Below are 345 nucleotides of genomic sequence, written 5' to 3' on the forward strand. Positions count from 1 at the left end.
TCACAGATAATTTTAAGAATTTTGAAAACGCAAAACATTTGGCATGTTATGCGGGAGTCGTTCCATTTAAAAATCAATCCGGAACGATTGTAAAGAAAGAACGAATCTCAAAAATGGCAAACCAAAAGCTGAAAAAATTACTTCATTTATCAGCAATGGCAACCATCAGAGCAGATAAGGAACTCAAAGCTTATTTTGTGAGAAAAGTAGAGCAGGGCAAAATAAAATGAGCGTACTAAACGCCATAAGAAACAAATTGGTGCACAGAATAATGGCTGTCATCAAAAGACAACAGCCTTATTTGTCACAGAAAGAATTTTTATCAACAAAAAATTCAAATTTTCC

The 345-nt window shown here is 33.6% G+C and carries 1 protein-coding gene; it reads left to right on the forward strand.

Going from position 1 to position 345, the window contains the following annotated elements; all coding sequences use genetic code 11:
• The coding region (locus WFK35_RS23070; protein WP_336734998.1) for an IS110 family transposase at window positions 1-230 on the forward strand (230 nt) is incomplete at its 5' end.
• Between the last annotated feature and the right edge of the window lie 115 nt (window positions 231-345).

It is taken from the genome of Chryseobacterium sp. VD8 (genome assembly GCF_037149975.1).
Lineage (GTDB): Bacteria > Bacteroidota > Bacteroidia > Flavobacteriales > Weeksellaceae > Chryseobacterium > Chryseobacterium indicum.